This window comes from Streptomyces sp. NPDC050161, assembly GCF_044460025.1.
Taxonomy (GTDB): Bacteria; Actinomycetota; Actinomycetes; order Streptomycetales; family Streptomycetaceae; genus Streptomyces.
Map to the genome: position 1 here is coordinate 126,174 of NZ_JBITJM010000015.1, position 24,579 is coordinate 150,752.

At 70.3% G+C, this 24,579-nt stretch carries 27 protein-coding genes; 16 read left to right on the forward strand and 11 right to left on the reverse strand.

Going from position 1 to position 24,579, the window contains the following annotated elements; translation table 11 throughout:
- Positions 1-1,101: a DUF5954 family protein gene (locus tag ACIBK8_RS24070; protein WP_399043897.1), complete on the reverse strand. Its 1,101-nt coding sequence runs from the start codon at positions 1,099-1,101 to the stop codon at positions 1-3.
- Between the two features lie 260 nt (positions 1,102-1,361).
- On the opposite strand from ACIBK8_RS24070, the gene ACIBK8_RS24075 reads away from it, so the two are divergent.
- Positions 1,362-1,487: a hypothetical protein gene (locus tag ACIBK8_RS24075; protein WP_399043898.1), complete on the forward strand. Its 126-nt coding sequence runs from the start codon at positions 1,362-1,364 to the stop codon at positions 1,485-1,487.
- 209 nt (positions 1,488-1,696) lie between these two features.
- On the opposite strand, the gene ACIBK8_RS24080 is transcribed toward ACIBK8_RS24075, so the two are convergent.
- Positions 1,697-2,176, reverse strand: a complete 480-nt coding sequence (locus tag ACIBK8_RS24080; protein WP_399043899.1) for an ArsI/CadI family heavy metal resistance metalloenzyme — start codon at positions 2,174-2,176, stop codon at positions 1,697-1,699.
- A gap of 81 nt (positions 2,177-2,257) precedes the next feature.
- Between ACIBK8_RS24080 and ACIBK8_RS24085 the strand changes: the two genes are divergently transcribed.
- From ACIBK8_RS24085 to ACIBK8_RS24100, 4 genes are all read left to right on the forward strand, one after another.
- On the forward strand, positions 2,258-2,659 hold the full coding sequence (locus tag ACIBK8_RS24085) for an ArsR/SmtB family transcription factor (protein ID WP_399043900.1): 402 nt from the start codon (positions 2,258-2,260) through the stop codon (positions 2,657-2,659).
- Entirely contained in the window at positions 2,656-3,774 is a 1,119-nt protein-coding gene (arsB, locus tag ACIBK8_RS24090) for an ACR3 family arsenite efflux transporter (protein ID WP_399043901.1), read from the forward strand. The genes ACIBK8_RS24085 and arsB overlap by 4 nt, the downstream gene beginning before the upstream one ends.
- A complete protein-coding gene (locus tag ACIBK8_RS24095; RefSeq protein ID WP_399043902.1) occupies positions 3,767-4,183 on the forward strand; it encodes an arsenate reductase ArsC in 417 nt (138 codons plus the stop codon). Before arsB ends, ACIBK8_RS24095 begins: the two co-directional genes overlap by 8 nt.
- Positions 4,184-4,493: 310 nt before the next feature.
- Positions 4,494-5,513, forward strand: a complete 1,020-nt coding sequence (locus ACIBK8_RS24100) for a metallophosphoesterase family protein (RefSeq protein WP_399043903.1) — start codon at positions 4,494-4,496, stop codon at positions 5,511-5,513.
- Between the two features lie 301 nt (positions 5,514-5,814).
- Here ACIBK8_RS24100 and ACIBK8_RS24105 read toward each other — a convergent pair whose 3' ends face one another.
- From ACIBK8_RS24105 to ACIBK8_RS24120, 4 genes are all read right to left on the reverse strand, one after another.
- Positions 5,815-6,399, reverse strand: coding sequence for a DinB family protein (locus ACIBK8_RS24105; RefSeq protein ID WP_399043904.1), 585 nt, complete (start codon positions 6,397-6,399; stop codon positions 5,815-5,817).
- Between the two features lie 373 nt (positions 6,400-6,772).
- Positions 6,773-7,588, reverse strand: coding sequence for an SDR family NAD(P)-dependent oxidoreductase (locus tag ACIBK8_RS24110; protein WP_399043905.1), 816 nt, complete (start codon positions 7,586-7,588; stop codon positions 6,773-6,775).
- Positions 7,589-8,044: 456 nt separating this feature from the next.
- Positions 8,045-9,097: a polysaccharide deacetylase family protein gene (locus ACIBK8_RS24115; protein ID WP_399043906.1), complete on the reverse strand. Its 1,053-nt coding sequence runs from the start codon at positions 9,095-9,097 to the stop codon at positions 8,045-8,047.
- A 158-nt stretch (positions 9,098-9,255) separates the two neighbouring features.
- On the reverse strand, positions 9,256-9,720 hold the full coding sequence (locus ACIBK8_RS24120) for an HIT family protein (RefSeq protein ID WP_399043907.1): 465 nt from the start codon (positions 9,718-9,720) through the stop codon (positions 9,256-9,258).
- A 230-nt stretch (positions 9,721-9,950) separates the two neighbouring features.
- On the opposite strand from ACIBK8_RS24120, the gene ACIBK8_RS24125 reads away from it, so the two are divergent.
- The 7 genes from ACIBK8_RS24125 to ACIBK8_RS24155 all read left to right on the forward strand — a co-directional run bounded on the left by ACIBK8_RS24125 (position 9,951) and on the right by ACIBK8_RS24155 (position 16,927).
- On the forward strand, positions 9,951-11,261 hold the full coding sequence (locus ACIBK8_RS24125) for an MFS transporter (RefSeq protein WP_399043908.1): 1,311 nt from the start codon (positions 9,951-9,953) through the stop codon (positions 11,259-11,261).
- 37 nt (positions 11,262-11,298) lie between these two features.
- Positions 11,299-12,309, forward strand: coding sequence for a diiron oxygenase (locus ACIBK8_RS24130; protein ID WP_399043909.1), 1,011 nt, complete (start codon positions 11,299-11,301; stop codon positions 12,307-12,309).
- Between the two features lie 36 nt (positions 12,310-12,345).
- Positions 12,346-12,873 carry a dCTP deaminase gene (gene dcd, locus ACIBK8_RS24135; protein ID WP_399043910.1) on the forward strand — a complete coding sequence of 176 codons (528 nt, stop codon included), beginning with the start codon at positions 12,346-12,348 and terminating at the stop codon, positions 12,871-12,873.
- Positions 12,870-13,394 (forward strand): dCTP deaminase domain-containing protein, encoded by a 525-nt coding sequence (locus ACIBK8_RS24140; protein ID WP_399043911.1) that lies wholly within the window; start codon positions 12,870-12,872, stop codon positions 13,392-13,394. The genes dcd and ACIBK8_RS24140 overlap by 4 nt, the downstream gene beginning before the upstream one ends.
- Complete coding sequence (locus tag ACIBK8_RS24145; protein ID WP_399043912.1) at positions 13,391-14,497, forward strand: glycosyltransferase family 4 protein; 1,107 nt, start codon at positions 13,391-13,393, stop codon at positions 14,495-14,497. Before ACIBK8_RS24140 ends, ACIBK8_RS24145 begins: the two co-directional genes overlap by 4 nt.
- A 101-nt stretch (positions 14,498-14,598) precedes the next feature.
- Positions 14,599-15,405, forward strand: a complete 807-nt coding sequence (locus ACIBK8_RS24150) for an HAD family hydrolase (RefSeq protein ID WP_399043913.1) — start codon at positions 14,599-14,601, stop codon at positions 15,403-15,405.
- Positions 15,406-15,454: 49 nt separating this feature from the next.
- A complete protein-coding gene (locus ACIBK8_RS24155; protein WP_399043914.1) occupies positions 15,455-16,927 on the forward strand; it encodes a glycoside hydrolase family 3 N-terminal domain-containing protein in 1,473 nt (490 codons plus the stop codon).
- A 214-nt stretch (positions 16,928-17,141) separates the two neighbouring features.
- Here the strand turns inward: ACIBK8_RS24155 and ACIBK8_RS24160 are convergent, their stop codons facing one another.
- On the reverse strand, positions 17,142-17,921 hold the full coding sequence (locus ACIBK8_RS24160) for a class I SAM-dependent methyltransferase (RefSeq protein WP_399043915.1): 780 nt from the start codon (positions 17,919-17,921) through the stop codon (positions 17,142-17,144).
- A 212-nt stretch (positions 17,922-18,133) separates the two neighbouring features.
- Entirely contained in the window at positions 18,134-18,670 is a 537-nt protein-coding gene (locus ACIBK8_RS24165) for a hypothetical protein (protein WP_399043916.1), read from the reverse strand.
- A 323-nt stretch (positions 18,671-18,993) separates the two neighbouring features.
- Here ACIBK8_RS24165 and ACIBK8_RS24170 point away from each other — a divergent pair, with 323 nt between their 5' ends.
- Both ACIBK8_RS24170 and ACIBK8_RS24175 read left to right on the forward strand, forming a co-directional pair.
- Positions 18,994-20,652 (forward strand): purple acid phosphatase family protein, encoded by a 1,659-nt coding sequence (locus tag ACIBK8_RS24170; RefSeq protein WP_399043917.1) that lies wholly within the window; start codon positions 18,994-18,996, stop codon positions 20,650-20,652.
- 186 nt (positions 20,653-20,838) lie between these two features.
- Positions 20,839-21,336, forward strand: coding sequence for a hypothetical protein (locus ACIBK8_RS24175; protein ID WP_399043918.1), 498 nt, complete (start codon positions 20,839-20,841; stop codon positions 21,334-21,336).
- Positions 21,337-21,439: 103 nt separating this feature from the next.
- Here ACIBK8_RS24175 and ACIBK8_RS24180 read toward each other — a convergent pair whose 3' ends face one another.
- Complete coding sequence (locus tag ACIBK8_RS24180; protein ID WP_399043919.1) at positions 21,440-22,855, reverse strand: MFS transporter; 1,416 nt, start codon at positions 22,853-22,855, stop codon at positions 21,440-21,442.
- 119 nt (positions 22,856-22,974) lie between these two features.
- Positions 22,975-23,133 carry a hypothetical protein gene (locus ACIBK8_RS24185; protein ID WP_399043920.1) on the reverse strand — a complete coding sequence of 53 codons (159 nt, stop codon included), beginning with the start codon at positions 23,131-23,133 and terminating at the stop codon, positions 22,975-22,977.
- On the opposite strand from ACIBK8_RS24185, the gene ACIBK8_RS24190 reads away from it, so the two are divergent.
- On the forward strand, positions 23,122-23,517 hold the full coding sequence (locus ACIBK8_RS24190) for a DUF6191 domain-containing protein (RefSeq protein WP_399043921.1): 396 nt from the start codon (positions 23,122-23,124) through the stop codon (positions 23,515-23,517). The genes ACIBK8_RS24185 and ACIBK8_RS24190 overlap by 12 nt on opposite strands.
- A 121-nt stretch (positions 23,518-23,638) precedes the next feature.
- Here the strand turns inward: ACIBK8_RS24190 and ACIBK8_RS24195 are convergent, their stop codons facing one another.
- A complete protein-coding gene (locus tag ACIBK8_RS24195; protein WP_399043976.1) occupies positions 23,639-24,100 on the reverse strand; it encodes a MarR family winged helix-turn-helix transcriptional regulator in 462 nt (153 codons plus the stop codon).
- A 92-nt stretch (positions 24,101-24,192) separates the two neighbouring features.
- Here ACIBK8_RS24195 and ACIBK8_RS24200 point away from each other — a divergent pair, with 92 nt between their 5' ends.
- Complete coding sequence (locus tag ACIBK8_RS24200) at positions 24,193-24,564, forward strand: VOC family protein (RefSeq protein WP_399043922.1); 372 nt, start codon at positions 24,193-24,195, stop codon at positions 24,562-24,564.
- The last annotated feature ends 15 nt before the right edge of the window (positions 24,565-24,579 follow it).

The window sequence follows — 24,579 nt, forward strand, 5'->3', positions numbered from 1 at the left end:
TCAGCCGTCGTCGTCCCCGTGGTCCTCGTCCTCGTAGTGGATGTTGCCGTCCTCATCGAGTGAGGGGTGGATGCGGCTGGGGGCATGTTGGCTGACATCGGATGGGCGCGGCCCTTCGGGCCCGTCAGGTCCCCAGCGCAGCAGGCGGCGGGCGCGGCCGATCCGGTAGACGGTGCCCAGGACCTCCAGTTGGTTGACCCGGCCGGTGCGCAGCCGGTCAGCGGCCTCGGCGTACGCGGTCAGCTCTCCGGCCGCGGAGTCAGCCTCCTCGGCAGCCTGCGTACGGGCATCGACATGCCGATCGGCGTCCATAGGGATGAGACCACGCCTGCGCGGCTCCCAAAACGTCAGAGAGAAGTCCAGCGTCTTACGGGCCTCATGCGCACTGACGTGCAAGCCGCTGCCCGACTTCCATCCGGTGTCAGTCCGCTCCACGATCTTGAACGTCGTAGGGAGCAGCAGGATGTCGGGGTGGGTGTCCAGGGCCCGGCGCGAGTCGAGCCGCACGTCCTCGGGATACCAGGAACCGGTATAGGCCATGTCGCGCAGGGTCAGCCGTTCCGCCGCCTGGGCGGGAGTGACCGGCACGTCCGGATCCAGGACCAGACCGTCATCGATCTCCGCACCCCTGGAGTCGCAGCCCCAGTCGGGGGTGACAGGCTCCGGATCGGTCGGGCGCGGCTGCTCGATGCCGTCCGGGCCCATGCCTACGTACTCCTCGGCGCGCACGATTCGGTAGCGGCTTCCGAGCACGGTGAGTTCGTCAACGCGCTCGCTCTCCAGCCGGGCAACCGCCGCCAGCAGCGCACGACGCTCCGCCCTGTCCTGGGCCTCGTCCTTCGCACGGAACCACAGCAGCGAATTCAGGCTGTCGCGGGCCAACTGCGGGCAGCCGTTCGACACCTCGATCACCACCCGCCAGCGCTGCCTGTCGGCCGCGTCCTGCGCGGCCACACCGAACAGCGGGCCGCGGATCGCCACATCGCCGGCCTGCTTCGCGGCGTCGACCGCGTCGGCTTCAACGGCGGCCTCGACCGGCTCCACCGGAAGCCGCACTGCCACCGGTCGCGCCCCGCCCGGCCTCATGTCCTCAAGGTCCATACGCCCATCCTGCCGACCGCGAGACGCCTCCCACGCGTATTCCGCCAAATCCGTATGCCCTGGTTGAGCCTGCTCGACAGGTCGTCGTCCGCGGTGGCGCGCTCGGCCTCAGCGAGGCCAACTCCCCCTGCCCGTCGAGCCTGTTACTCGCTGCCGCTGCCTACGCCCCGAACCAGCTCGCCGGCCCGCCCGTCGAGCAGTCCCTCGAAGCCGTCCATGCCGAGGGAGTCAGCGAGGCCGGCCTGCCCGGCTACGTTGAAGTGGGGAGCCTGGCCGCCGTCCATGCCGCCCGGAGCGAGACAATCCGGGCGCTCCAGCTCGACGAACTGGACTTCCGTCAGGGCCGCATCACCATCGACGGCAACGTCCAGCCGATGGGGCCCTGACCCGGGCCGCCCTGCGGGCCTGGCTCACCGAACGGCGAACGCGCTGGCCGCACACCCTCAACCGGCACGTCATGGTTTCCCGTCAGACCGCGAACGGCACCGGCCAGGTGAGCGCCTACTTCCTCAAGCGGCAGCTCACCATGCATGGCGTGAGCCTGGACCGCAGCCGCGTTGACCGCGTCCTGGGCGAGGGACGTGGACGAAACCGGTCAGCTTCCGCAACCGCAGGCCGCTGCCGCCGGGGCAGGCTCGCCCGTCTCCGCCGGAGCGCTGGTGCAGCAGGCGTCACCGCCGTCGAGCGCAGGGCTCTTGCCCATCTGGTCGGCGTCGGCCTTGACGACGTAGACCTCCCAGGGTTCGCGGCCGGGGCCGTGGACCCAGACCTTGTCCTGGAGGGCGTAGCAGCAGGAGGTGTCGTTCTCCTCGAACGTGGCGAGTCCTGCCTCCGTGAGCCGGTCGGTGGCGGCGGTGACCGTCTCCGTGGAGTCGACTTCGACGCCGAGGTGATCCAGACGGGTGTCCTGACCGGGCTCGCCCTCGATGAGGACGAGCTTGAGCGGCGGTTCGGTGACCGCGAAGTTGGCGTAGCCCGGCCGGCGCTTGGCGGGCTCGACGCCGAACAGCTTGGAGTAGAAGGTCACCGAGGCTTCGAGGTCGGCGACATTGAGGGCGAGCTGGACACGGGACATGACGGTTCTCCCCGATCGCGTTGCATTGATGTCTGTCGATGCAAGCTTGCGTCTTGGATTGAAGAACGTCAACATAGAAGGATGTCGAAACAAGAGCTTGTGGTGCTCGGCCAGGACGGTGTCGGGGGGTGCCGTCCCGCGCTGCTGACCGCCCCGCTGGACGAGGACCAGTGCGCCGATCTGGCGAAGGTGTTCAAGGCGCTGGGCGACCCGGTGCGGCTGCGACTGCTGTCGATGATCGCTTCCCGGGCGGGCGGGGAAGTCTGCGTCTGCGACCTCACCCCGGCCTTCGAACTGTCGCAGCCGACGATCTCCCACCACCTGAAGCTGCTGAAGCAGGCCGGACTCATCGACTCCGAGCGGCGCGGAACGTGGGTGTACTACCGCTTGCTTCCGCAGATGACCGACCGACTCGCCGCGATTCTCACCCGCCCCGCCGGACAACCGCCGGCCGAGACCACGCCCGCCGGAGCCGCCTCGTGAACCCGGAAGCCGCCGCCTCGGCTGCGCGGCCGGTGGCCGGGCAACTGTCGTTCCTGGACCGCTTCCTCGCCGTGTGGATTCTGATCGCGATGGCCGCCGGCCTCGGGCTGGGCCGCCTCGTGCCGGGGCTCGGTGACGCGCTGGCGAAGGTGACCGTCACCGGCGTCTCGCTGCCGATCGCGCTCGGCCTGCTCGTGATGATGTACCCGGTCCTGGCCAAGGTCCGCTACGACCGCCTCGACACCGTCACCCGCGACCGCCGCCTGCTCATCCCGTCCCTGGTCCTCAACTGGATCATCGGCCCGGCCCTGATGTTCGCCCTCGCCTGGGTCTTCCTGCCGGACCTGCCCGAGTACCGCACCGGCCTGATCATCGTCGGCCTCGCCCGCTGCATCGCCATGGTCATCATCTGGAACGACCTCGCCTGCGGCGACCGCGAAGCCGCCGCCGTCCTCGTCGCCCTCAACTCCGTGTTCCAGGTGATCGCCTTCGCCGCACTGGGCTGGTTCTACCTGTCCGTGCTGCCCGGCTGGCTCGGCCTGGAGCAGACCACGCTGGACGTATCGGTGTGGGAGATCGCCCGCTCCGTACTGATCTTCCTCGGCATCCCGCTGCTGGCCGGGTTCCTCACCCGCCGGCTGGGCGAGAAGACCAGGGGCCGCACCTGGTACGAGACGAAGCTGATCCCGCGGATCGGACCGTTCGCCCTGTGGGGCCTGCTGTTCACCATCGTCGTGCTCTTCGCCCTCCAGGGCGACGCCATCACCTCCAAGCCTCTCGACGTCGCCCGGATCGCGCTGCCCCTGCTGGTGTACTTCGCCCTGATGTGGGCCGGGTCCATGGCCGTCGGCCGCGCGGTCGGACTGGACTACCCGAAGGCGACGACGCTGGCGTTCACCGCAGCGGGCAACAACTTTGAACTCGCCATCGCCGTCGCCATCGCCACCTTCGGCGCCACCTCCGGCCAAGCCCTCGCCGGAGTCGTCGGCCCCCTCATCGAGGTCCCGGTCCTCATCGGCCTGGTCTACGTCGCCCTGGCCGCCCGCCGGTTCTTCCCCCAGCCCGCACCGACGGCCGGACCGACCGTCTCCCCGGAAGGCTCCGCCCGTGTCTGAGTCCAAGCCGTCCGTGCTGTTCGTGTGCGTCCACAACGCCGGCCGCTCGCAGATGGCCGCCGCCTTCCTCACCCACCTCTCCGAGGGCCGGGTCGAGGTCCGCTCCGCCGGTTCCGTACCCGCCGACACCGTGAACCCGGCCGCCGTTGAGGCGATGGCGGAGATCGGCATCGACGTATCCGCCGAGACACCGAAGGTTCTGACCGTGGAAGCGGTACGAGCGTCCGACGTGGTGATCACCATGGGCTGCGGCGACACCTGCCCCGTCTTCCCGGGGAAGACGTACCTGGACTGGAAGCTCGATGACCCAGCAGGCCAGGGTGTCGACGCCGTACGCCCCATTCGCGACGAGATCCAACGGCGTATCCGCGGCCTCCTGGAAGACCTCGGTACTCAGCCTCGCTTCTGAGCGCGTCGCACCCCTGGACCTCCGACACGCACGTCCGAGCATCAGCGGGAACCCAAGGCCACACCACGAGCCAAACCGGGTAACAGCCTTCGGTTCCCGCTGAACAACCTTCAGAAGACATGAGCCCAATGAAGTCGCAGGACCTAGGGCTGATCGTCCGAGCAGGACCGTCGGACTCTGTTCATCCGTTTGCCATTTCCGGCCACAGTGCGATCCAGGTCAGTCGGTTACTCATTGCGGGGCAGGTCCAAGGACGTGCCCCTCTACCAGTCGCTCTCACTCGGGCAATGCCGCAGCGAAGGAACCACTCATGGATCGCAGATCTCTCCTGGGCACCGCCGCGGGCGCGGTGGCGCTCGGCGCCGTCTCACACCCGTCGGCGTATGCCGCCCAGCCGGTGCCCGGCCGCAGAGGTAGGCCGGTCGCCCGGTTCAATGTCATCAGCGACATCCAGGGTGACCTCCAGGACTTGAACGTGGCGCTGAAGGACACGCGCGAGACCAACCCGGACAGCGCGGGCTTGGCGATCGCGGGTGACATCACGCCGCGCGGATACGACGCCGAATACGCAGCCGTAAGGGCCGAGTTCGCCAAACACACCCTGCCGAAAACGGTGGCCTGGGCGATCGGCAATCACGAGTTCTACGTGCCCAAGTGGCTCGACCCGCAGACACTTGCGCAGGAAACCTGGCCCAACGGCACCACCGAGGATTCCCTGTTCCGCAGCTTCTACCACTTTGCCGGCCGCAATACCGTTTATGCCGAGCATTCCTTCGGCGGTATCCCCGTACTGAGCCTGGGCACCGAAAAGTACATGCATTACCACGACCCGAAGCTCTGGGACGAAGTGTGGCTGAGCGACGCTCAGTTCAGCTGGCTGGAAGACCGGCTGCGCCACTGGGCGCGCCACCGCAAGCCGGTCATGGTGATCACCCATCATCCGCTGCCCAACACCGTCTCCGGCAGCCACAACAAGCTGTACTCCCGTGACTACCTGCAGGCGGACCGGCTCCTCGCGATCCTCGGCCGCTACCGCGACGTCTTCCTCTTCTGCGGCCACACCCACTGGGACCTCGGCCTTTCCGACTGGCACGTGCGTCGTGTCGTGCCCGGCACCGCCAACATCGACGGCTTCTCCGTGATCAACACGGGCGCGATATCGACGGGTTACACGGACGACGGCAAGGGCGGCGAGGTGAGCGTTCCCGGCGCGTTCAACCAGGGGCTCCAGGTGGAGGTGTTCCGCGACCGCGTCCTGGTGAAGGCCCGCGACTTCGCCGAGGGAGCCTGGCTGAAGCAGGTCACCATCCCGCTGGCGACACATCTCTGATGCGGACTTGCCCTTCTTGCCGCGATCGACCGGGTTCGGCCCGGTCAGCGATCCCCCCTTTGGCGCGAACGGAGGCCGCGTCGACGATCGCCGAGGTTCGGTCCACCTCGCCGCGGGCCCCGGGTTCGTCCAGCACCGCCCGGTGCGGCCGACGCCACAGGCCGGCCTCGGTCCATACCGTGAAGCGGCGATGCGCGGTGGCGGGCGACTCCCGGAGTCCATCAGGAACCAAATGCTTCGACGGATCAGCGCCGACGACCGGCAGCGTGCCGCACGGGCGTCACGTCACGTGAGACAGCCTCTAAGCCTTGATGGGTGCGGCCGACCTGGCGGCCTGCTCGATCTTCGCGCGGTGGGCTGCACGGGCTTCCTCGTCGATCTGCTTCTCATGTTCGGCGCGCACCCCGGTCCGGCCGTCGAGGCCCTCGCGCAGGATGTCGGCGTGCCCGGTATGCCGGATGGACTCGCCGAGGACATGGACCATGACGGCGAACAGGTTCGTGTTGGGACAAGGCTCCGGCCACCACGGCACGTGGCCGGGGGCGTCGAGGGGAAGCTCGTTGATCGTCGCGTCCGAGTGTTCCCACGTGCGCCGGTAGAACCCGACGATCTGATCGCGGGTCTCGTCCTCGGTCGCCCACTGATCGCTGCCGTCGGAGTCCTGCCACCGGGGCAGCGGTTCCGGGGAAGGGCGGTCGAAGACCTCGCCGAAGTATCTGGCCTCGACGGTGGCCACGTGTTTGACCAGGCCGAGGAGGTTGGTCCCGGTCGCCGTCAAAGGCCGGCGGGCGTCGTATTCGGACAAGCCGTCGAGTTTCCAGAGCAGCGCCTCGCGGTCCCGCCGCAGTCTCCCGTGCAGGTTGTCCTTCGCGAATTCATCGATCATGCGGCATGAGCCTGCCATGGGCTGCTTGTGGCCTCAAGATCCCGTACGTGGTCCGCAACGACCGGCAGAGCCGAGGCCGGGCCGTGGCCGCCGCCCTGACCTGCTACAAGAAGCTCGCGAAACTTGCCACGTGGGACACCCTCCAATGCGCCGCCAAGCAGTCAGTGCGAACGAATTCAACGGTCCGGAGAATCCCCGGTTTTGCTGACCGGGGATCGTCGGATATGTAGTGGGGCGCAGCGTGAAACGCGTTGCCGAGCGCCCAGTTGGAAAGCGTCAGGAAGCAGGCCGGCGGCCGGAGCCGAGGCGGTACGTCGCGCTGTCGGTGGCCAAGTCGCAGAGCCGCTGCTGGGTGTGGCTGCCTTGGATCCGCTCAATACCCGTAAGGGGTAGGGGCATTCTGGGCCCGGTCGACCGGCACGTTGGCTCCGGAGATTCCGCTTGCGTGGTCGGACAGGAGGAAGGCGACCGCCTCGGCCACCTCGACCGGTGAGACCAAGGTCCGCGCAGGAAGCTCATCGAGAAAGCGCTCGTAAGCGGCGGGATCCTCGGTGCGCATCCGGTCCCACATCTTGCCGGCGATCAGCATCGACCCCGGGGAAACCGCATTCACACGGATGCCGTCCGGCCCCAACTCACGGGCCAGTGAACCGACCATGTGGATTTGTGCCGCCTTTGCTGCGCCGTACTGAGCTTGAGGTCCGGGCTTCCACCCGGAGATCGAGGCGATCACCACCACCGATCCGCCTCCCGCCGCGCGGAAGTGGGGCACGGCAGCGGCCGTGAGGCGTGCGGCATGTCCCGCATTCAGCTCCCATGTGGACGTCCAGTCCTGCGCCGACGCCTCCAGCAGGCCCCGCCCGACGCCGCCGCCGGCGCAGGCAACCACGCCGTGGAGTGCCCCCCGAGCGGCGACCGCGGCATCGACAAAGCTGCCCAGGGCCTCCCCGTCCACCACGTCCAAGGGCCGGGTGAACAGAGCTGGGTGCCCGTCCTCCTGGACCGAAGCGTTCAGCCTGTCCAGGTCGGCCTCCTGACGGCCGCACGTCGAGACCAGCGCGCCCTGTGACAGGAGTGACCGCACAATTTGCTCACCCACGCCGCGGGAACCTCCCGTCACCAAGACGTGTCGGCCCTCCAGCGCCCGGGAGACGGACGGCCGTTCTTCAACGGCGTCTGCATTCGGCACAGCATCCTCCAGCTCATACCACGTGTGCGCATCTGCGCGGGCGAATGCATCCCCAATGCAGCCTTCACTGACGCAGGTCTTTTCGCCAATCTCGTCCCCACCTCATTCGGAGAGCACCGACCCGAATATCGCGCCGACGTCAGGGAGATTCCATGGCTGCACGAGCGCGCCCGGAAACCCGGCGTGGCCCGTTGCGCGGGATCGCCATCACCCGTCGATCGTTCTCGGGCGTTGGCGTCGCGTCAGGCCGCGATCTCCGCGCGCAGGTTTTCGAGGCGTGGGTGGCTGTGCCGCGGCATTGCGGCAAGCCGTGAATCGGCCTCCGACGTCGCGAAGGTGGCCGAGGAGCCGGCGGAAGGTGATCACGTACGGGTGGCGGCGTCGACGGGCACGTGGTCCGGCAGGCGCGGACCGGTGGGCCCGTCCGCGCCGCGGTCGACGGGGTGAGGCGGCCGGTCAGGGGGTCGCGGCGGTCATGAGCTCCTCCGCTCGGACGAAGCCGTAGCCGCGTTCGAGCAGGCCCTCGATCATCGCGGGCAGCGCCTCCGTGGTCTGTGAACGGTCCCCGCCGCCGTCGTGCAGCAGGATCACAGAGCCCGGCGCGGCCCGTTCCAGGACGAGGTGGGTGATGGTCGGGGCGCCTGGCAGCGCCCAGTCCATCGTGTCGACGTCCCAGAGCGCCACCGGGTTGTCGCCCTCGGCGAGCCAGGACAGGACCTCGGGTGTGCGGGAGCCGTACGGCGGCCGGAACATCCGGGGGCCGTCGGTGCCCAGAGCCGTCCCGATGGCCTCGTCGGTGCGTTCGAGCTGTGCGCGCAGCTCGCCCCGGGTGAGGTCGGGAAGGAAGGGGTGGGACCAGGTGTGGTTGGCGACCTGGTGGCCCGCGTCGGCCATCCGGGACAGTTCCTCGTGGTGGGCGAGGGCGTGCAGGCCGACGCAGAAGAAGGTCGCGGGCACGCCGTAGCGGTCCAGGACATCCAGGATCCGGCCGGTGTACGGGGGGTTGGGGCCGTCGTCGAAGGTCAGCGCGACCACCGGTCGCTGGCGTGAGCCGTGGCTCAGGCAGCGGCCGGCCCGGCTCAGGGCCTCGGTGGCGTCGGCGCTCTCGGTGATGCCTGCGTTGAGTTGCTCGGTACGCCCCGTCAGGGTGCCGGTCTCGATGTGCAGGTGGTCCAGGGCGGTCAGGTCGCGGACCGCGGCCAGGGCCAGTTGGCCGGCCGGTACCGAGCCGAACGCGGGCCGGTCCGGCAGGACCCAGGGATCGGCCCGGTACATCCGCAGGCCCGCGCTCATCAGCCCGCCGTCGAGCATCCCGTTGGTGCTCTCGATGACGTTCACGAGGTGCTCGCCCGCCGCCTCGTAGGCGCGCTGACGGTCCAGCAGGTACGCGGTGACCTCTGCCACCTGGCCTGCGGGGAAGTGAACGGCCGGCTCGACCGGGACGCCGTCCTGGTCGAGGACCGAGACATCGAAGCCGGTGGCGGTCCAGGAGATTCCGGAGTAGCGCATACAGTCCTTCCCCGTCGGGTGCGGTCTGACGTGCCCCCTCCAGTCAGGAAGGTTTCCTGATAGAAACCCGCCGGTGTCCCGACTGTCAACCAACCGTTGTTCAAAGGAGATTGGCGGCTCGTCGGCCTCGGGGGCGCCGGGCGGGATCGGCGGCGCGGTCAGCAGGCCAGCCGGCGCCGCGTGGGTTCCAGCAAGGACAATTCGACCGGCTGCGCCACCCACGGCCGGTGGAGCCGGTCCCCCTCCGCGCGGGGCACCAGGTGAACGTGCAGGTGGAACACGTCCTGCCAACCGGACGGCCGATTGGCCTGAAACAGTGTGAGCCCGGCCGGATCGATCACCTCACGGATACGCGCCGCCATCATGTGGACGGTACGCATCACGGCCACGGCGTCCTCCTCGTCGATCTCCCACAGGTCCGCGGCATGCCGTCTGGGGATCACCAGCGTGTGGCCATCGGTGACCGCGGTGATGTCGAGAAACGCCATGGTCCTGGCGTCCTCGTAGACGACCGCCGCCGCGAGCCGGCCGGCGAGGATGTCGCAGAACACGCAAGCCGCGGCGGTGTCTGCGGTCCGGGGGTCGCCGGCCGGGCGGTGGCCGTCGGCGGCGGATCCGGTCATCGGGGCTCCTTCGGATGGCGAGGGCACGGGCGGCCCAACGGGCTTGTCGCTCCGGTGAGGTGACGCAGAGTCAAATTACCTGTGGTGCACACACGGTTTTTACGAGACCGACTGTCCCTCGCGTCATACGGGTCAACTCCCACCCCACGGGAGTCCCTTGACACAACGGCGCGGCATCACGGAACCTACCGTCAGTTAGTAACGTTTACTAACTGGCGGGGGTGCAGCAGATGCCCAGTGGACCTTCCTTACGCACGACGGATGGCCTTCACCCGGAGCAACGGCACCGGGAGGCGAAGCGGGCTCGGATCGCCACTCTCGGCGTCTTCGCGCTCTGCGGGGTCGCACGTTCGCTCTGGAGCGCCTCCCTGCCGGGTGTCGACGAACGTCTCCAGCTCAGCGCCCACCAACTGGGCCTGGCGCTGCTGGTGGTCGGCATCGGCTCGATCGTCGCGATGCCCGCGGCCGGGCGCCTGTCCGACCGCTGGACCAGCCGGCGCCTGCTGCGCATCAGCGGACCGCTCGCGGCCCTGACCGTCGTCGGTCCGGCGCTCGCCCCCGGATTCGGGCTGCTGCTGGTGACCGCGTTCCTGCTCGGCGCCGGTCTCGGCGTCCTGGACGTGGCCATGAACGCACAGGCCATCGAGGTCGAACAGCGCTTCGGCCGGCCGATTCTGTCCTCCTTCCACGGATTGTGGAGCCTGGGTGGCGTGGCCGGCAGTGGCGTGATCGCCCTCGGCCTGCATCTGCACGGCAGCGGTCAGGCCCTGGTGGCCTGCGGCGCGCTGGTGGTCGCGGCACTGTCCCTGCTGCCAGGCCGGGCGCTGCTGCGACCGGAGCGTACGGCCGCCGAGACGCCGGCCGGGGGCCCATCGCCGGCTGCCGAGGCCGAGCGGACGGCCGAGGCGACCGAGCCCGTGCCGCTGCGCGCCGGTCTGATCCTGCTGCTCGGGCTCACCGCCATGGCCGCCTTCCTCAGCGAGGGCGCCGGCTACGACTGGGCGGCCCTGCACGCCCGTCAGGAGCTGGGGGCCGACTCGGCCACCGCCCCGCTGGCGTACACGGCCTTCGCCGCCGCGCTCACCGTCACCCGGCTGACCAGCGACGGGCTCCGCCGGCGCCTCGGTCCCGTGCGCGGCATCGCGTGGGCGGGAGCCATCTCCGTACTCGGCTACGCGCTGGTACTGCTGGCGCCCCACCTGTCCACCGGCCGGCTGGGCTTCGCGTTCGTCGGCTGGGCGGTCGCGGGCGCGGGCCTGGCCACCGTGGTACCCGCGGTCTTCAGCAGCCTCGCCGCCAACGAGGGCTCGGTCGGCCGCGGTCTGGCCTGGGTCTCGACCCTCGCCTACGGCGGCAACCTCGCCGGACCCGCCGTCATCGGCCTGATCGCCGGGGCCACTTCGCTCGGCTCCGCGATGCTGCTGCCGATGGCGATGGCCCTCACCGTCGTCCTGCTGGGGCCGATCGCCCTTCGCGCGACCCTCGCGCCCCCGCCTGCCCGTCGCCTCCAGCCCGTCAACCCCAGGCGGCCCATCCGCTGACAGACCGATACGTCCGCGTCCGAACGAGAGGCAACCGATGACCACGCACGCCCCGTTTACCGACTCCCCGGACCCCACCCCCGAGACCCTCGACTCCGAGCTGTTGGCCCAGCCGAGCGTCGGCCGCAGCACCCTGCGCCGGCTGGCCGACGCCTGGCCGCGCCGGGCGACGATCCGTACCGACATGGCGGCGGTCACCGACCCGGGCGGCTACGACCCCGAACTGCTCGACTACCCCCTCGAACTGCTCCCGTTCGCCGAACACCCGCATTTTCTGGCCGCGTCCGATGAACAGCGCCGGCAGGTGAACACGATGGCGTGGATCTCGTACAACGAACGGGTCATCGCCGCCGAGGAGTTCGTCGCCAACCCGACCTTCACGAAGCTCGCCCACGGGGTGTTCCCCGGAGTCGACCGCTACGAGGTCAAGGAGGTCGTGCAGCAGTCCCATGTGGACGAGGTCTGGCACACCTATATGCACATGGCCGCCATGCAGCGCACCCGGGAGGCCCGCCAGCTCGGCGCCGAGCCCGACTACGGCCAGCCGGTCACCAACCGGCGCCTGTACGCGCTGACGGACAAGCACAGCGAGCCGTGGCAGAAGGACCTGCTCTACCTGCTGTGGACGGCGGTCGGCGAGATCAGCATCAACGGCTTCCTCGACCTGCTCGCCCGCGGCAAGGGGATCCAGCCCATGCACAACCTGATCGCCCGGCTCCACGCGCGCGACGAGGCCGCGCACGGGCCGGTGCTGGCGGAGCTGATGCGCGAGATCTTCCCGAAGTTCACCGCGGAACAGCGCGACTTCCTGGTCCGGATGATGCCCGACGCGATCACCGCGTTCGGCGCGGAGGACTGGGAACTGTGGCCGAGGCTCCTGGAGTTCAGCGGGATCCGGCACGCCGAGGAGATCATCGAGGACACCCGCAAACTCCCCGGCAACGAGCTGATGATGAACGACTTCTCCACCGTGCACCGGATGGTGCGGGAGTTGGGGATCGAGCACCGGGTCGACTACGACTTCGACGCGGTCCGGGCGCAGGGCTGACCTGCGACCGCACCGACGAACACGGGATACGCACCCATGATTCTGACAGGACCGGAGATCACCGAGGCGGTGGCCGACGGCCGGATCGGCATCTCGCCGTTCAGTGCCGACCAGGTGAACCCGAACAGCTACAACGTCCGCTTGGGCGAGACGCTGCTCTGCTACACCGACCAGACCATCGACACCTACCAGGCCAACCCGACCCGTTCCCTCCTGATTCCACCGGAGGGCTTCGTCCTCCAGCCCGGCCAGCTCTACCTGGGCCACACCGTGGAGCAGGTCGGCTCGGACAGCTACGTACCGCTCCTCTTCGGCCGCTCCTCGGTCGGCCGGCTCGGCCTCTTCGTGGAGATCACCGCACCGATCGGCGACATCGGCTTCCACGGGCAGTGGACACTGATGCTGTCGCCGGTCCGGCCACTGCGGGTCTACGCCGAGATGAAGATCGGCCAGATCATGTTCTTCGCCTCTCTGGGCGAGGTCGAGCTCTACGAGGGCAAGTACCAGAAGGCGGCGGGTCCGCAGGAGTCCCGGTACTGGCGCGACCGGGTGGGGGCGCCGTGATCCTGACCCGCGAGGCCATCACCGCCGCCGTCGCCTGCGGGGACATCGTGATCGAGCCCTTCGACCCGGAGCGGGTCTCCCCCAACGCCTACGACTGGTGCCTCGGCGACCGGATCCGCCGGTGCGTGGGGGAACTGGACGCCGCCCGGCCCACCGCGTACGAGGAGCTGACCATCCCCGCGTCGGGGATGGTGCTGGAACCGGGCGAGCTGTACCTGGGGGTCACCCGGGAACGGACCGGATCCGAACGTTATGCCCAGTTCATCAACGGCGATCACACCGTCGGTGCGCTCGGTATCTGGGTGCATGTCTCCGCGCCGCTGGGCCATCAGGGACACGCGATCGCCTGGACGCTGGAGATCCAGGTCGTCCGGCCGGTCCGGGTCTACCCCGGCATGACCTTCGGAAAGATCGTCTTCCTGAGCGCACTCGGATCGAGCCTGAGTTACCAGCGCCAGGGGCGTAAATACACCCGGACCCAGGGGATCGACATCTCCCGGCTGTACCAGGAACTCTCATGACGACGCTCACCGGACTCGACCTCCCCATCGGCAGCCCCGGCGGCAGCGTCGAGCTGCTCTGGGACCTCTACCTCGGGCCCGAACCCCTCGTCCCCGCCGACACCTTCATGCTCACCGCGGACCCCCGGAAACCGGGCCCGGTCGTGCCCCGCGACCCCGGACACGGACCGCAGCTGCTCGACGTGCCGGGCAAGCAGCTGAGCGGGCCGGCGTTCTGGACGTACGTGGACGATCTGACCGCGGCCATCCGCGAGCGGTTCGGCGGCGGCGACCACGAGGTGGTGCACCTCCAGCACCTCGCGTTCGGCGCCACCCCCGCCCTGCTGCGCGCCTTCCCCGAGCTGCCGCAGCTCGCCCTGGTGCACGGCACCGACCTGCTGTTCGCCGCCGACCATCCCACCCAGCGGGCGGTGCTGCGGGACGCGGCGGCGACCGCCGGCCGGATCGTCGTCCCGACCGGGGCGATGGCCGACCGGCTGCGTACCCTGACCCCCGTCAAGCCGGACCGCATCACCCGGATCCCCTGGGGCATCCCCGATCACCTCCTGACCGCGCCGCCGAAGCGCGTACCACGGACGACCGGACAGCTCCGGGTGCTCTACGCGGGGCGCCTCACCAGTGAGAAGGCCGCCGCTGAGCTGCTGGCGCGGCTGGCCGCGATCGAGGGCGCGAGCCTCAGCGTGGCCGCGCCACCGGCCGAGTTCCACGCGCTGGCGCAGACCGCCGACCTGTCCGCGGTCCGCTACCTCGGCTGGCTCGACCGGCCCCATCTGTGGCAGAGCTTCGCCGAGCACGATCTGCTGGTCGTCCCCTCCAGCCGGCTGGAGGCATTCGGCCTGGTCGCCGTCGAGGCGCAGGCCTGCGGCCTCCCGGTGCTCTACCAGCCGGTCCCCGGGCTGGCCGAGGTGCTGAAGGGGTCGGCACAGGCCGCCGACGGCGACGGCTCGGCACGCGCCTTCGCGTCCTGTGTGGACCGGTTGGCCCGTACGCCCGAAGCCCTCGACGAGGTGCGAGCGGCCGGTTACCGCAACGCGGCCCGCTTCCCGCTCTCCCGAACGGCCCGCGAACTGCGGGAGGTGTCCGATGAACTCCGCGCAGGCTGAGCCCGAACGCCGCCCGCGTCCGGCCACGCCGTCCCCGGACCCCGACAACCCCATCCGCCTGACCATCACCTGACCCTCGCTGACAGGAGAGAACACACCACATGAGCTCTGCTTCACCGCTGCTGGTCGCCACCGACCTCGACGGCACCATCGTCCGCAGCGACCGCACCATCTCGGCCCGTACGGTCGCCGCCTTCGAACGGATCGAGAAGGCCGGCGCGCAGTTCGTCCTCGTCACGGGGCGGCCACCGCGGCTGATGGGCCCGATCGCCGAGGCATTCGGCCACCGCGGCACGGCGATCTGCTCCAACGGAGCCCTGAGCTACGACATGCACACCGAGGAGGTCGTCGCCGAACACGGCATCGCGGTCCCGACGTTGACCGAGGTGGCCGCCCTGCTGCGGGCGGCCGTCCCCGGTATCGGCCTCGCGGTGGAGTACGCCAAGGAGTTGGCGGGCGACGCCCGGTACGAGGCGGGCGACTGGGACTCCGACACCACGGTCATCCGCCCCGACGACGCCGTCCTGTTCGGCCGGCCCGCACCGAAGCTGGTCGGCCGGCACCCCGAGCTGACCGCCGACGAACTGGTGGAGCTCGCGCACCCCGCGGTGGGTCATCTGGTCACCGTCTACCACTCCAACGGCGAGCGGCTGGTGGAGGCGGTGGCGCAGGGCGTCAGCAAGGCCTTCGCGCTCGCGGAGCTGGCCGCCCGGCACGGGGTGGCGGCCTCGGAGACGGTGGCCTTCGGCGACATGCCCAACGACCTTCCCATGATGGCCTGGGCCGGCACCTCGTACGGCATGGCCAACGCCCACCCCGCGGTGCTGTCGGACGTCGACCACGTCATCGGCGGTCACGACGAGGACGGTGTGGCCGCGGTCATCGAAGAGCTCTTCCCACAGGACTGACCAACCCTCCTCCACCGCACCGACCGCTTCGACAAGGGACACGACAGCCATGAGTGAACTCGACCGTCTGGTCAACACCTGCCTGCTCCCGGGGGTCACCGCCGGCACCGCGCCCGACTGGGCGCACACCGGTCTGGACGCAGGTCTGCCGGGCTTCGTACTGTTCCCCGGCGCGCCGGACGGCGACGTCGGGGCCGGCAGTGCCGACGCGGTCCTGCACAGCGCCCGCGCCCTGCGTGCGACCGCCCCCGACGCCCTGATCGGCGTCGACGAGGAGGGCGGCGACGTCACCCGGCTGGAGTCCGACCACGGCAGCTCCTACCCGGGCAACCTGGCGCTGGGTGTCGCGGACGACCTCGGCAGCACCGCACGGGTCGCCGCCGCGCTGGCGGCCGACCTGCGCGCGGCCGGGGTCAACCTCAGCCTCGCGCCCTCCGTCGACGTCAACAGCGACCCGGACAACCCCGTCATCGGGGTCCGCTCCTTCGGCCCCGACCCCCGGCTGGTGGGCGCCCACAGCGCGGCCTTCATCGGAGCCGTCCAGGCGGCGGGGGTGGCGGCCTGCGCCAAGCACTTCCCCGGGCACGGCGCGACGGTGGTCGACTCGCACCACGCCCTGGCCGTCGTCGACTGCGACCTGGACACCTTCCGCAGCCGCGAGCTGCCCCCGTTCGTCTCCGCCATCGAGGCCGGGGTCCGCTCGGTGATGGCCGCCAACGTCCTGTTCCCCGCCCTGGACGCGGAGCACCCGGCCAACCTGAGCCGCGCCCTGCTGCACGGCCTCCTGCGGGAGGAACTCGGCTTCGAGGGCGTGGTGATCGGCACGGCCATCGCCATCGCCGGTCCGCTGCCCGCGGCCGAACTGGGCCGCGCAGCCGTCGACTCGTTCCGGGCCGGGGCCGATCTGCTGCTGCTCGGGCCGGCCGAGGGCGAGCGCGTCTGGCACGACGTACGGGACGCCGTGGTGGCGGCGGTACGGACGGGCGAGCTGGACGTCGAACTCCTGGAGGCGGCGGCCCAGCGGGTGGCGGACCTGCGCCGTTGGGCCGCCCCGGCGGACCGTTCGGCCGGCCTGGAGGCGGCACGGCGTGCGGTCCGCGCCGAGGGCGCGGTCGCACTGCCAGGACCGGCCACCGTGGTCGAGCTGGTCGCCGCGGGCAACGCCGTGGCGGGCGACGCCCACTGGGAGCTGGCCGCCCCGCTCGCCGAACTCGGCCTGCTCGCCCGGACGATCCGTACCACCGCGGCCGAGGCATCACCCAAGGCGATCCTGGCGGCGGCGGATGGCACGCCGCTGGTCCTGGCGGTCCGGGACGCGCACCGCGCCGAGGAGGCCGCGGCGCTGGTCGCCGAGTTGCTGGCGGGGCGCCCCGACGCCGTCCTGATCGCGGTCGGGATGCCCGATGACACCGCCCTGACGACCGGCGCCACCATCCGTACCTACGGTGCGGGCGCGGTGAACACCCGGGCCGCCGCGGAACTGCTGGCCGGGCGGCGCTCAGCGGAGACGGTCCGCGACTGAGCGGCCGACGCCGGCACGACCCGGATCCCGGTGGCGGTGGACGCGGCGGCCACCGCGTCCACCTCAGGGCACGCTCACCCGGGCCCGCCGCTGAGGGACGCCCCACGCGCACCCGGTGTGCCGGTACAAGACTCCCGTACCGGCACACCGTCCGCTTGTCCGTCCGCTTGTCCGTCCGCTTGTCCGTCCGCCGGCAATCGTCAGGCGCCCTTCGTCACAGCCTTCGGACGCGCAGCACGCCGGTCAGCATCGGGAGGGTGAACTCGCCATTGGCGGTCTCCGGTTCACTTGCGAGGAACGCGCGGATCCGGCTCAGCGTGGCCTGTTGTTCCTGTTCCGGCATGACCAGCACCCCCGCGCGCGTCGCGATGGTCGCGACGAGGGAGTCGGCGCTGCGGCGCTGCCCGTGCGGGAATTCGGCCTGTTCCGGCGAGCCGAACCGGGCGGCCACGCCAGTCTTCGGAAGGTGCATGTCTGCCGTCTCGGCGCGCCAACTGGCCGGCGTGTCACGCGGGCCGATGGCCGCGCTTCCGCTGATCCGCGCGAGCCCGGCAACCCATTCGACCCCGTCGTCCATGACGTTCCACAGACCGGCCAGGGTGCCGCCGGGTGCGAGGACCCTGGCGATCTCGGATCCCGCGACGGCCATGTCGAACCAGTGCATGGCGTTGCCGGCCAGTACGGCATCGACGGACGCGTCCGGCAGCGGGATCGCCTCGGCGCTCCCCGACAGGGCACGGACCGACGGCAGCGAACGGCGCAGTTCGGTCAGCATCGCCGGGTCGGGCTCGACCGCGATGACTTCGGCACCCAGCGCGACCAGCGTGGCGGTCAGTTTGCCGGTTCCGGCGCCGAGGTCGAGCACGCGCGGGCCGGGCGCGGCATCGAGCGCCCAGCGCACCGCGGCCTGCGCGTAGTCGGGACGGTGCTCGGCGTATGCCACCGCCGCCGCGCCGAACGACGAGGCGTGCAGCAGCCGTTCATCCTGATCCATGCGCTGACGCTATCGGTGCTGCCGACGGTCGGCCACCCTTCCTCACCACTTCGGCGAAGGCCACCCAGCAGCGGTGGTGGGGCCGGTGTGGGCAGGACTGCGGCCACCACTGACGTGAGGGGCGCGGATGAGGTTGGTTGACGGCCCGCCGGCCCAGGTCCGCCGGTGAGGTCACCTCGCCTGCCAAGTGGCCGGGGCCGCCGCCCGGTACGTCAGTCTTCATCCGCGCTGGACAGAGCTTCGGTGATCAGGCGGGTGGCGAAGTTCGGGTCGTCGGTGATGCGGTTGATGTGCTCGGCGAGCAGGAAGGCGGTGGCTTCCAGGGGATTCATCTCCTCCTTGGTCCAGCCTCCGTACTGTTTGCGCCACAGGTTGGGGCTCAGGCCGGTGCCCGCGGCGATAGCGAGTCCGGCCATGGTGGGGACCGCCTCGGGGCGGATGCTCTTGGGCATCATGCGCATCGTGGCCACGAGGCTGGGCACCACGTACTCGATGACGTCCTTGTCCTGGGCCTCATGGGCCTGCCGCAGCCACGTCATGAACATGAAGATGAGCGTGCACGCGCCATCCAGCACGTCATTGGCTCCCTTGGGGCCCAGCGACGCGGCGAACTGGTCGATCATCGCCTGTTGTTCGGGGTCGGTCCCGGTCTTGCCTTCGTGGATGCTTCTGAGCCGGGAGTCGATCATCATGAGCGCTGCGTCCACATCACCGACGGGAGCGTGCTGGGGGTCGCAGGGCGATGACATGGAATTCCTCCTCAGGTGGCTGCGCTGAGCAGCGCGGCGTGTCCGTACAGTAGACGGCCGACGCGACGGAGCGGTGGCTTATCACCCATACGGTGAAGGGGTGTTGGGCGGCGTCGGCGCGGACCAGGAGCCTACTCGTTCGACGGTCCGCACTCTTGGGAGAAGGAAGTCCTCGCCACCGAAGCGGGGTGCGTCGGATATCGCGATGCGACGCACCAACTCCCGCCAGACCGACCGGAGTTCGTGATTCCGCGCGCCGGGACGCCTACAGTTGCCGACGCCCGGCTCCCCGCCTCGAAAGAGGCTTCACGCAGGAGGCACGCATGACGCTCGCGCGCAGGTCCGTACTCCGGAGTTCGACGGTGGCCGCCGGCGTCGTGGCGGGCGCCGCGGCTCCGGCCCCGGCGACGGCGGATCCCGCCAGGACGGCGGATGCCGCCGACGGAACCGTCCCGGGCGAGCGCACGCCCACGCCCCTGCTCCAGCGGCAGCCGCACCGGCTCGGCACACCGGCGGTGAGCGGGGTGCATCTCCAGTTCGGTACGGATCCCGCCACGGAGATGACGGTGTCCTGGATCAGCCCGCAGTCCGTCCGCAGGCCGCAGGTCCGGTTCGGCTCGCCCGACGGCGGCGCGGGGTCGGCCGTCGACGCGGAGACCGTGACCTACCGCGACGCACTGTCGAAGGAGGAGGTATACGTCCACCACGCCCGGCTCACCGGCCTGCGTCCGGACACCACCTACCTCTACTCGGCCGGGCACGCCGGGGCCGCCCCCGACACCGGGTCCTTCACCACCGCCCCGCGCGGGCGCACCGCCTTCACCTTCACCAGCTTCGGTGACCAGGGCGCCCCCAACCTGCGCCGCGACGTGCACTGGCCCGCGGGCAGCGGTACCCCGTCACCGTCGGGCCGCTTCCCCCTGTACACGAGCAGCCAGGCGGGCACCGCCGCCTCCGCCGACATCGTGGCCGCGGTCGAGCGCGTGGGCCCGCTGTTCAATCTGGTCAACGGCGACCTGTGCTACGCGTCGGCCGCCGGTGTGTTCCACGAGAACCGCGTCGCCACGTGGGCCGACTGGTTCATCAGCAACAGCCGTTCGACCCGGTTGCGCCCGTGGATGCCCTGCGTGGGCAACGCCGAGAACGAGGCCGGCAACGGACCCATCGGCACCGCCGCCTACCAGGCGTACTACGCGCTGCCCGCATCGAGCGCGGCATCGGATCCGGAGACCCGCGGGCTCTGGTACGCCTTCACCGTGGGCGCGGTCCGCTTCCTCTCGCTCGCCAACGACGACGTGGCGATCCAGGACACCGGCGACACCTACGTACGCGGTTACTCCGCAGGCACCCAACGCCGTTGGCTGGAGCGCGAGTTGAAGGCGGCCCGGCACAGTCGGGAGATCGACTGGATCGTGGTCTGCATGCACCATCCGATGATCTCCAGCAGCCGGAGCGGTTCCGGCAGCGACCTCGGGGTGCGCAGCGCCTGGGGACCGCTCTTCGACGCCTACGGTGTCGACCTGGTACTCGGCGGCCACGAGCACTACTACGAGCGGTCCCTGCCCGTACGCGGCACCTTGCCCAATGACGCCCGTACGCCCGTGCCGACGCAGACCCGCACCGATGTGGCCGACACGGGCCGGGGCACGGTGCACCTGACCATCGGAGGCGGCGGGAACTTCGCCACCACGCAGGACGACCTGTTCCAGGAGGCGAAGGGCCGGGTGGTGGTGGACCTGACGAAGGAGCAGGAGGGCCGCCACCGCAAGCCCTTGTGGTTCATCGAGGACGCGCCCTGGCGCGCGTTCCAGGACCGCGAACACACTCACGGCTTCGCGGCGTTCGACGTCGACCCCGGAGACGCACGCGAGGGCCGGACCCGGATGCGGGTCACGTACTACACCTTCGACGGCCCCCACGGCCTGCTGACCCCGGTGGACGGTGTCACCCTGGAACGCCCTCGGGGCGACGCACACCGGTGACACAACCGCCTCGGCGCGGCGGCCGGCCCGGCGTCCGTTGGGGGGCGTGGCGAGTGTCGGTCCATCAGGGCGGCGGCGTTGTCGTGGGACGCTCGCACCGCTCCGCACGGGTCCACGTCACCGGGACCGTGGCCGTTCAAGGCGGTCCCAGGGACGCGCCGTGCGATTCGTGACGTGGGAGGCCCTATGGATGTCAGCACGTTCTACGCACTCTTCTCGGCCACCTGCTTCACGCTGGTCGGCCTCTGGTGGAACGTGGTGCAGGGGCACCAGGAGTGGCTGCGCGAACCGGCGCTGCGCCGCATCGTCGGTGGTATCTACATCTCGTTCCTGCTCCCCGCGCTCATGGGCCTGTTCGCGCAGGTCGGCGGTGTCGAGACCCCGGAGATCTGGCGGTACAGCTTCGTGGTGTTCGCCGTGATCGGCTGTGTGTCGACGCTGCGCCTGATCGGGCGCAGCGGCCGGAGCGGCTCGTCCGTGTTCCTGCCCCTGACGCAGACGGTGGCGGCCCTGTTTTACGCCTTGATCGCTTTGGTGGGCGCGCGGCCCGAACTCGCCGACATCGTCGGCCTGAAGCCGATCCAGGCCGAGGCGGTTCTGCTGATCCTGCTGGTCGTCCTGGGCCACGGGCTGGTCTGGAAGTTCATGGCCGGCGAAGGCCAGCAGCCCGCCGACGCGGACTGACCTCGCCATTTCGGTTGGGGTGATGGGACGTCGTGTGTGGTGAGTACCGGCCCGCCCCGAGCCGGCGCAGGGGCTACGTGCGCGCCGGCTCGGGAGCGTCCGGCTAGGCGGTGCGCCGCTCGCGCAGCAGGAGGCCGACCGCGACCGCTCCGGCGGAGAGCGCGGCGGCGCTGAACACGAACGCGGTGCGGTAGCCGTGGACGGCTGCCGAGGGGCCGGTTCCGGCGGCGGTGACCAGCGTGGCCAGGATCGCGGACCCCAAGGCGCCGGCGATCTCGTTGACGGAGTTGAACACCGCTCCTGACGTGCCGCTGTCGCGCTCGGGCACCCGGTCCAGCGCGGTGTTCGAGGCCGCGGCGAACATCGGCCCGACGCCCGTGCAGAGCACCAGCAGACCGGGCAGCACAGCGGTCAGGTAGTCACCGTCGCCGTTCACCCGCGCCAGCAGCAGCACGCCCACGGCGGAGACCGCCAGTCCGCCGGTCATCAGGGGCAGCGGCCCGGTACGGGGCAGCAGGCGTCCGCCGAGGGCGGCGGAGACGGCCATCCCGGCCGAGTACGGCAGGAAGGCCAGCCCCGTGACCAGGGCGGACATGCCCAGATTGCGCTGAAGGTAGTAGCTCAGCAGCAGGAAGATGCCGGTGACGGCCAGGCCGCCGAGCCCCGCCGCGAGCATCCCGGAGGCACGCCGTCGGTCGGTGACGATCCGCAGCGGCAGCAACGGGTGGCTGCCGCGCCGCTGCAGCCGTACGAACGTCACGAGCAGCACCGGTGCCACCGTGAAGCTGCCCCACGCCCACACCGAGCTCCAGCCGTGCTGCTGAGCGGCCGTCACCCCGTACACCAGGACGCCCAGGCCGAGCACGGCGGTCAGCGCGCCGGGCAGGTCGTAACGGCGCGCGCCGTCGGTACGGCTCTCCTCCAGTACGCGCCTGGCGGCCACCGCAGCGCACAAAGCGAACGGCGCAGCGATGGCCATGCACCAGCGCCAGGACGCGAATTCGGTCAGGGCGCCGCCCGCGATCAGACCCATCGCGGAGCCCGCTCCGAAGGCCGCTCCATAGATGCCGAACGCCTTGGCACGGTCGGACGGGTCGCTGAAGGTGGTGGACAGCAGGGACAGTGCGGCCGGAACGAGCAGAGCGGCGAAAGCTCCCTGGCCCGCCCGCATGACGAAGAACATCAGGCCGTTCACGGCGAGCCCGCCCACCGTGGAGCAGGCGGCGAAGCCGGCCAGGCCCAGGACGAAGGCCCGCCTGCGTCCGGCGTTGTCCGCGATCCGGCCGCCCAGCAGCAACAGTGCGCCGAAGGCCAGCATGTAGCTGGTCACACCCCACTGGCGGGTCGACTCGGAGATGTGCAGGGCGCGCTGCACGGACGGCAGCGCGATATTCATGATCGAGGCGTCCAGGATGACGAGCAGTTGTGCCAGGCAGATGACGATGACGCCCAGCCAACGGCGGCGCCGGTCGGCCGCATGGTGTTCGGACAGGGGGAACTCTGTGGTGAGGGAATGCATGGATCTTCGTTCCATCGGCATGGCAGCCCGCATGAACCACCAAGACAAGGTGTGCAGAGGACGCGGAGGTGATGGAAGCGCGGGCCCGGACGCGGGGAACTGCGGAAGCGGTGCGCGCGTCAGGCGCCGGAGACCATCATGGGCCGACGCCTGGAGATCCACACCAGGCCGGCCGGGCGACGGTCGATGGCCCGGCGGCCCCGGGAGAACCTGGCCATGCCGAAGCGGACCGCGGACTGCGCGCGGTCTGTCGCCTCGGACATCAGATGGGCCAGCATGAGCGCCATGCTATCCGCCATCGGCACGAACGGATTCCGATTTTCTGGCTGCTGCGCCGGGCGTGCGATGGCTCCCAGAAGATCGGCATTCGGAGGCGGGGCCAGATGTTGCTGACGGTCGCGGGCGTGGTCGCTGCCCTTTGGGTGCTGCTCTTCGTGTGGGCGGGTCGGCGCCGACGCAAGTTCGGAGGGGGCGGCGCGACGTCCGGCGCGTGGGACGAGCTCTTCCAGCCCTCACAACAGCATGTCCAGGAGGAGAAGGAACGCCGGCTCGCCCTCCGTGACGATGCGGAGTCCGGTGCACCGCCGCGCAGTTCCGTGGACCTGCACTCCGGCGTAGCAGTGATCCGCCCGGAGCCCGGTCACCGGACCGAGCAGCGCTGACCGGCAGTCTCCCTGCGCGCTACGCGACCGTACGCACGGCCAGGGGAAATTCCTTGACCCGAGGCCGCGCACGCGCGCACCTGCCCGTCGCCGTAGGGCGTCTTCGCACCCGCCCGGCGGGTCAGCCCTCCAGAGCCGCCGCGATGCGGTCGAGGTCGGCCAGGAGCGCCGCGACGCGCTGGGACGGGATCGCCTCGACCATGCGCTGTTCGACGGCGTACACGGCGGTCTGGACCGCGGCGAGACGTGTGCGGCCCTCTTCGGTGAGGCTGGCGGGCCGGGCCCGGCCGTGATCGGCGGTGGCGGGGCGGGTGATCAGTCCCGCCTCCTGGAGGCCCCGCAGCACGACGTTCCCGGACTGTCGGGTGACGAAGGTCGCGCGGGCGAGGTCGGCGTTCGACATGCCGGGGTGCAGGGCCAGTAGTTCGAGAGTGGAGTACTGCGGCACGGTCAGCCCGTGCTCGCGCAGAGCCTTGTCCATGGCGCCGCGCAGGGCCGCCTGGGCGCGTTTGAGCAGATATCCCACGTGGTGGGTGACGTCGTCCGCGGGACGGAGCGGGTCCGTCGGCACACTCTCGTTCATGTCAGCCTCACTCATGTCAGCATTTTGACATGGCTTACCCCGGCGCCCTAGCCTCCCTTATGTCAAAGTTCTGACATCGAGAGGGAAAACTCATGCCTGCTGTCATCGACGGTCCCGACTTCATCGCCCTTCAGGTCCACGACGTGGAAGCCGCGGCGGCCTTCTGCGAGCAGCACCTGGGGCTGCGCCGAGCCGCGGTCTCGCCCCCGCACGCGGTCGTGTTCGACACCGCGCCGACCCCGTTCGCCGTCCGCGCACTCCTCCCGGGCACCGACCTTGCCGACGTCGCACGACCGGGTCTCGGCGTGGTGCTCTGGTTCCGGACTTCGGACGCTCACCAGCTCCACGACCAGCTCGTCGCCGCCGGCATCAAGATCTTCACGCCGATGACGGACAGCCCCTTCGGGCCGATGTTCTCCTTCGAGGGGCCGGAGGGGTACACGCTCACCGCGCACGGTGGCTGACCGAACGGGGTCGGC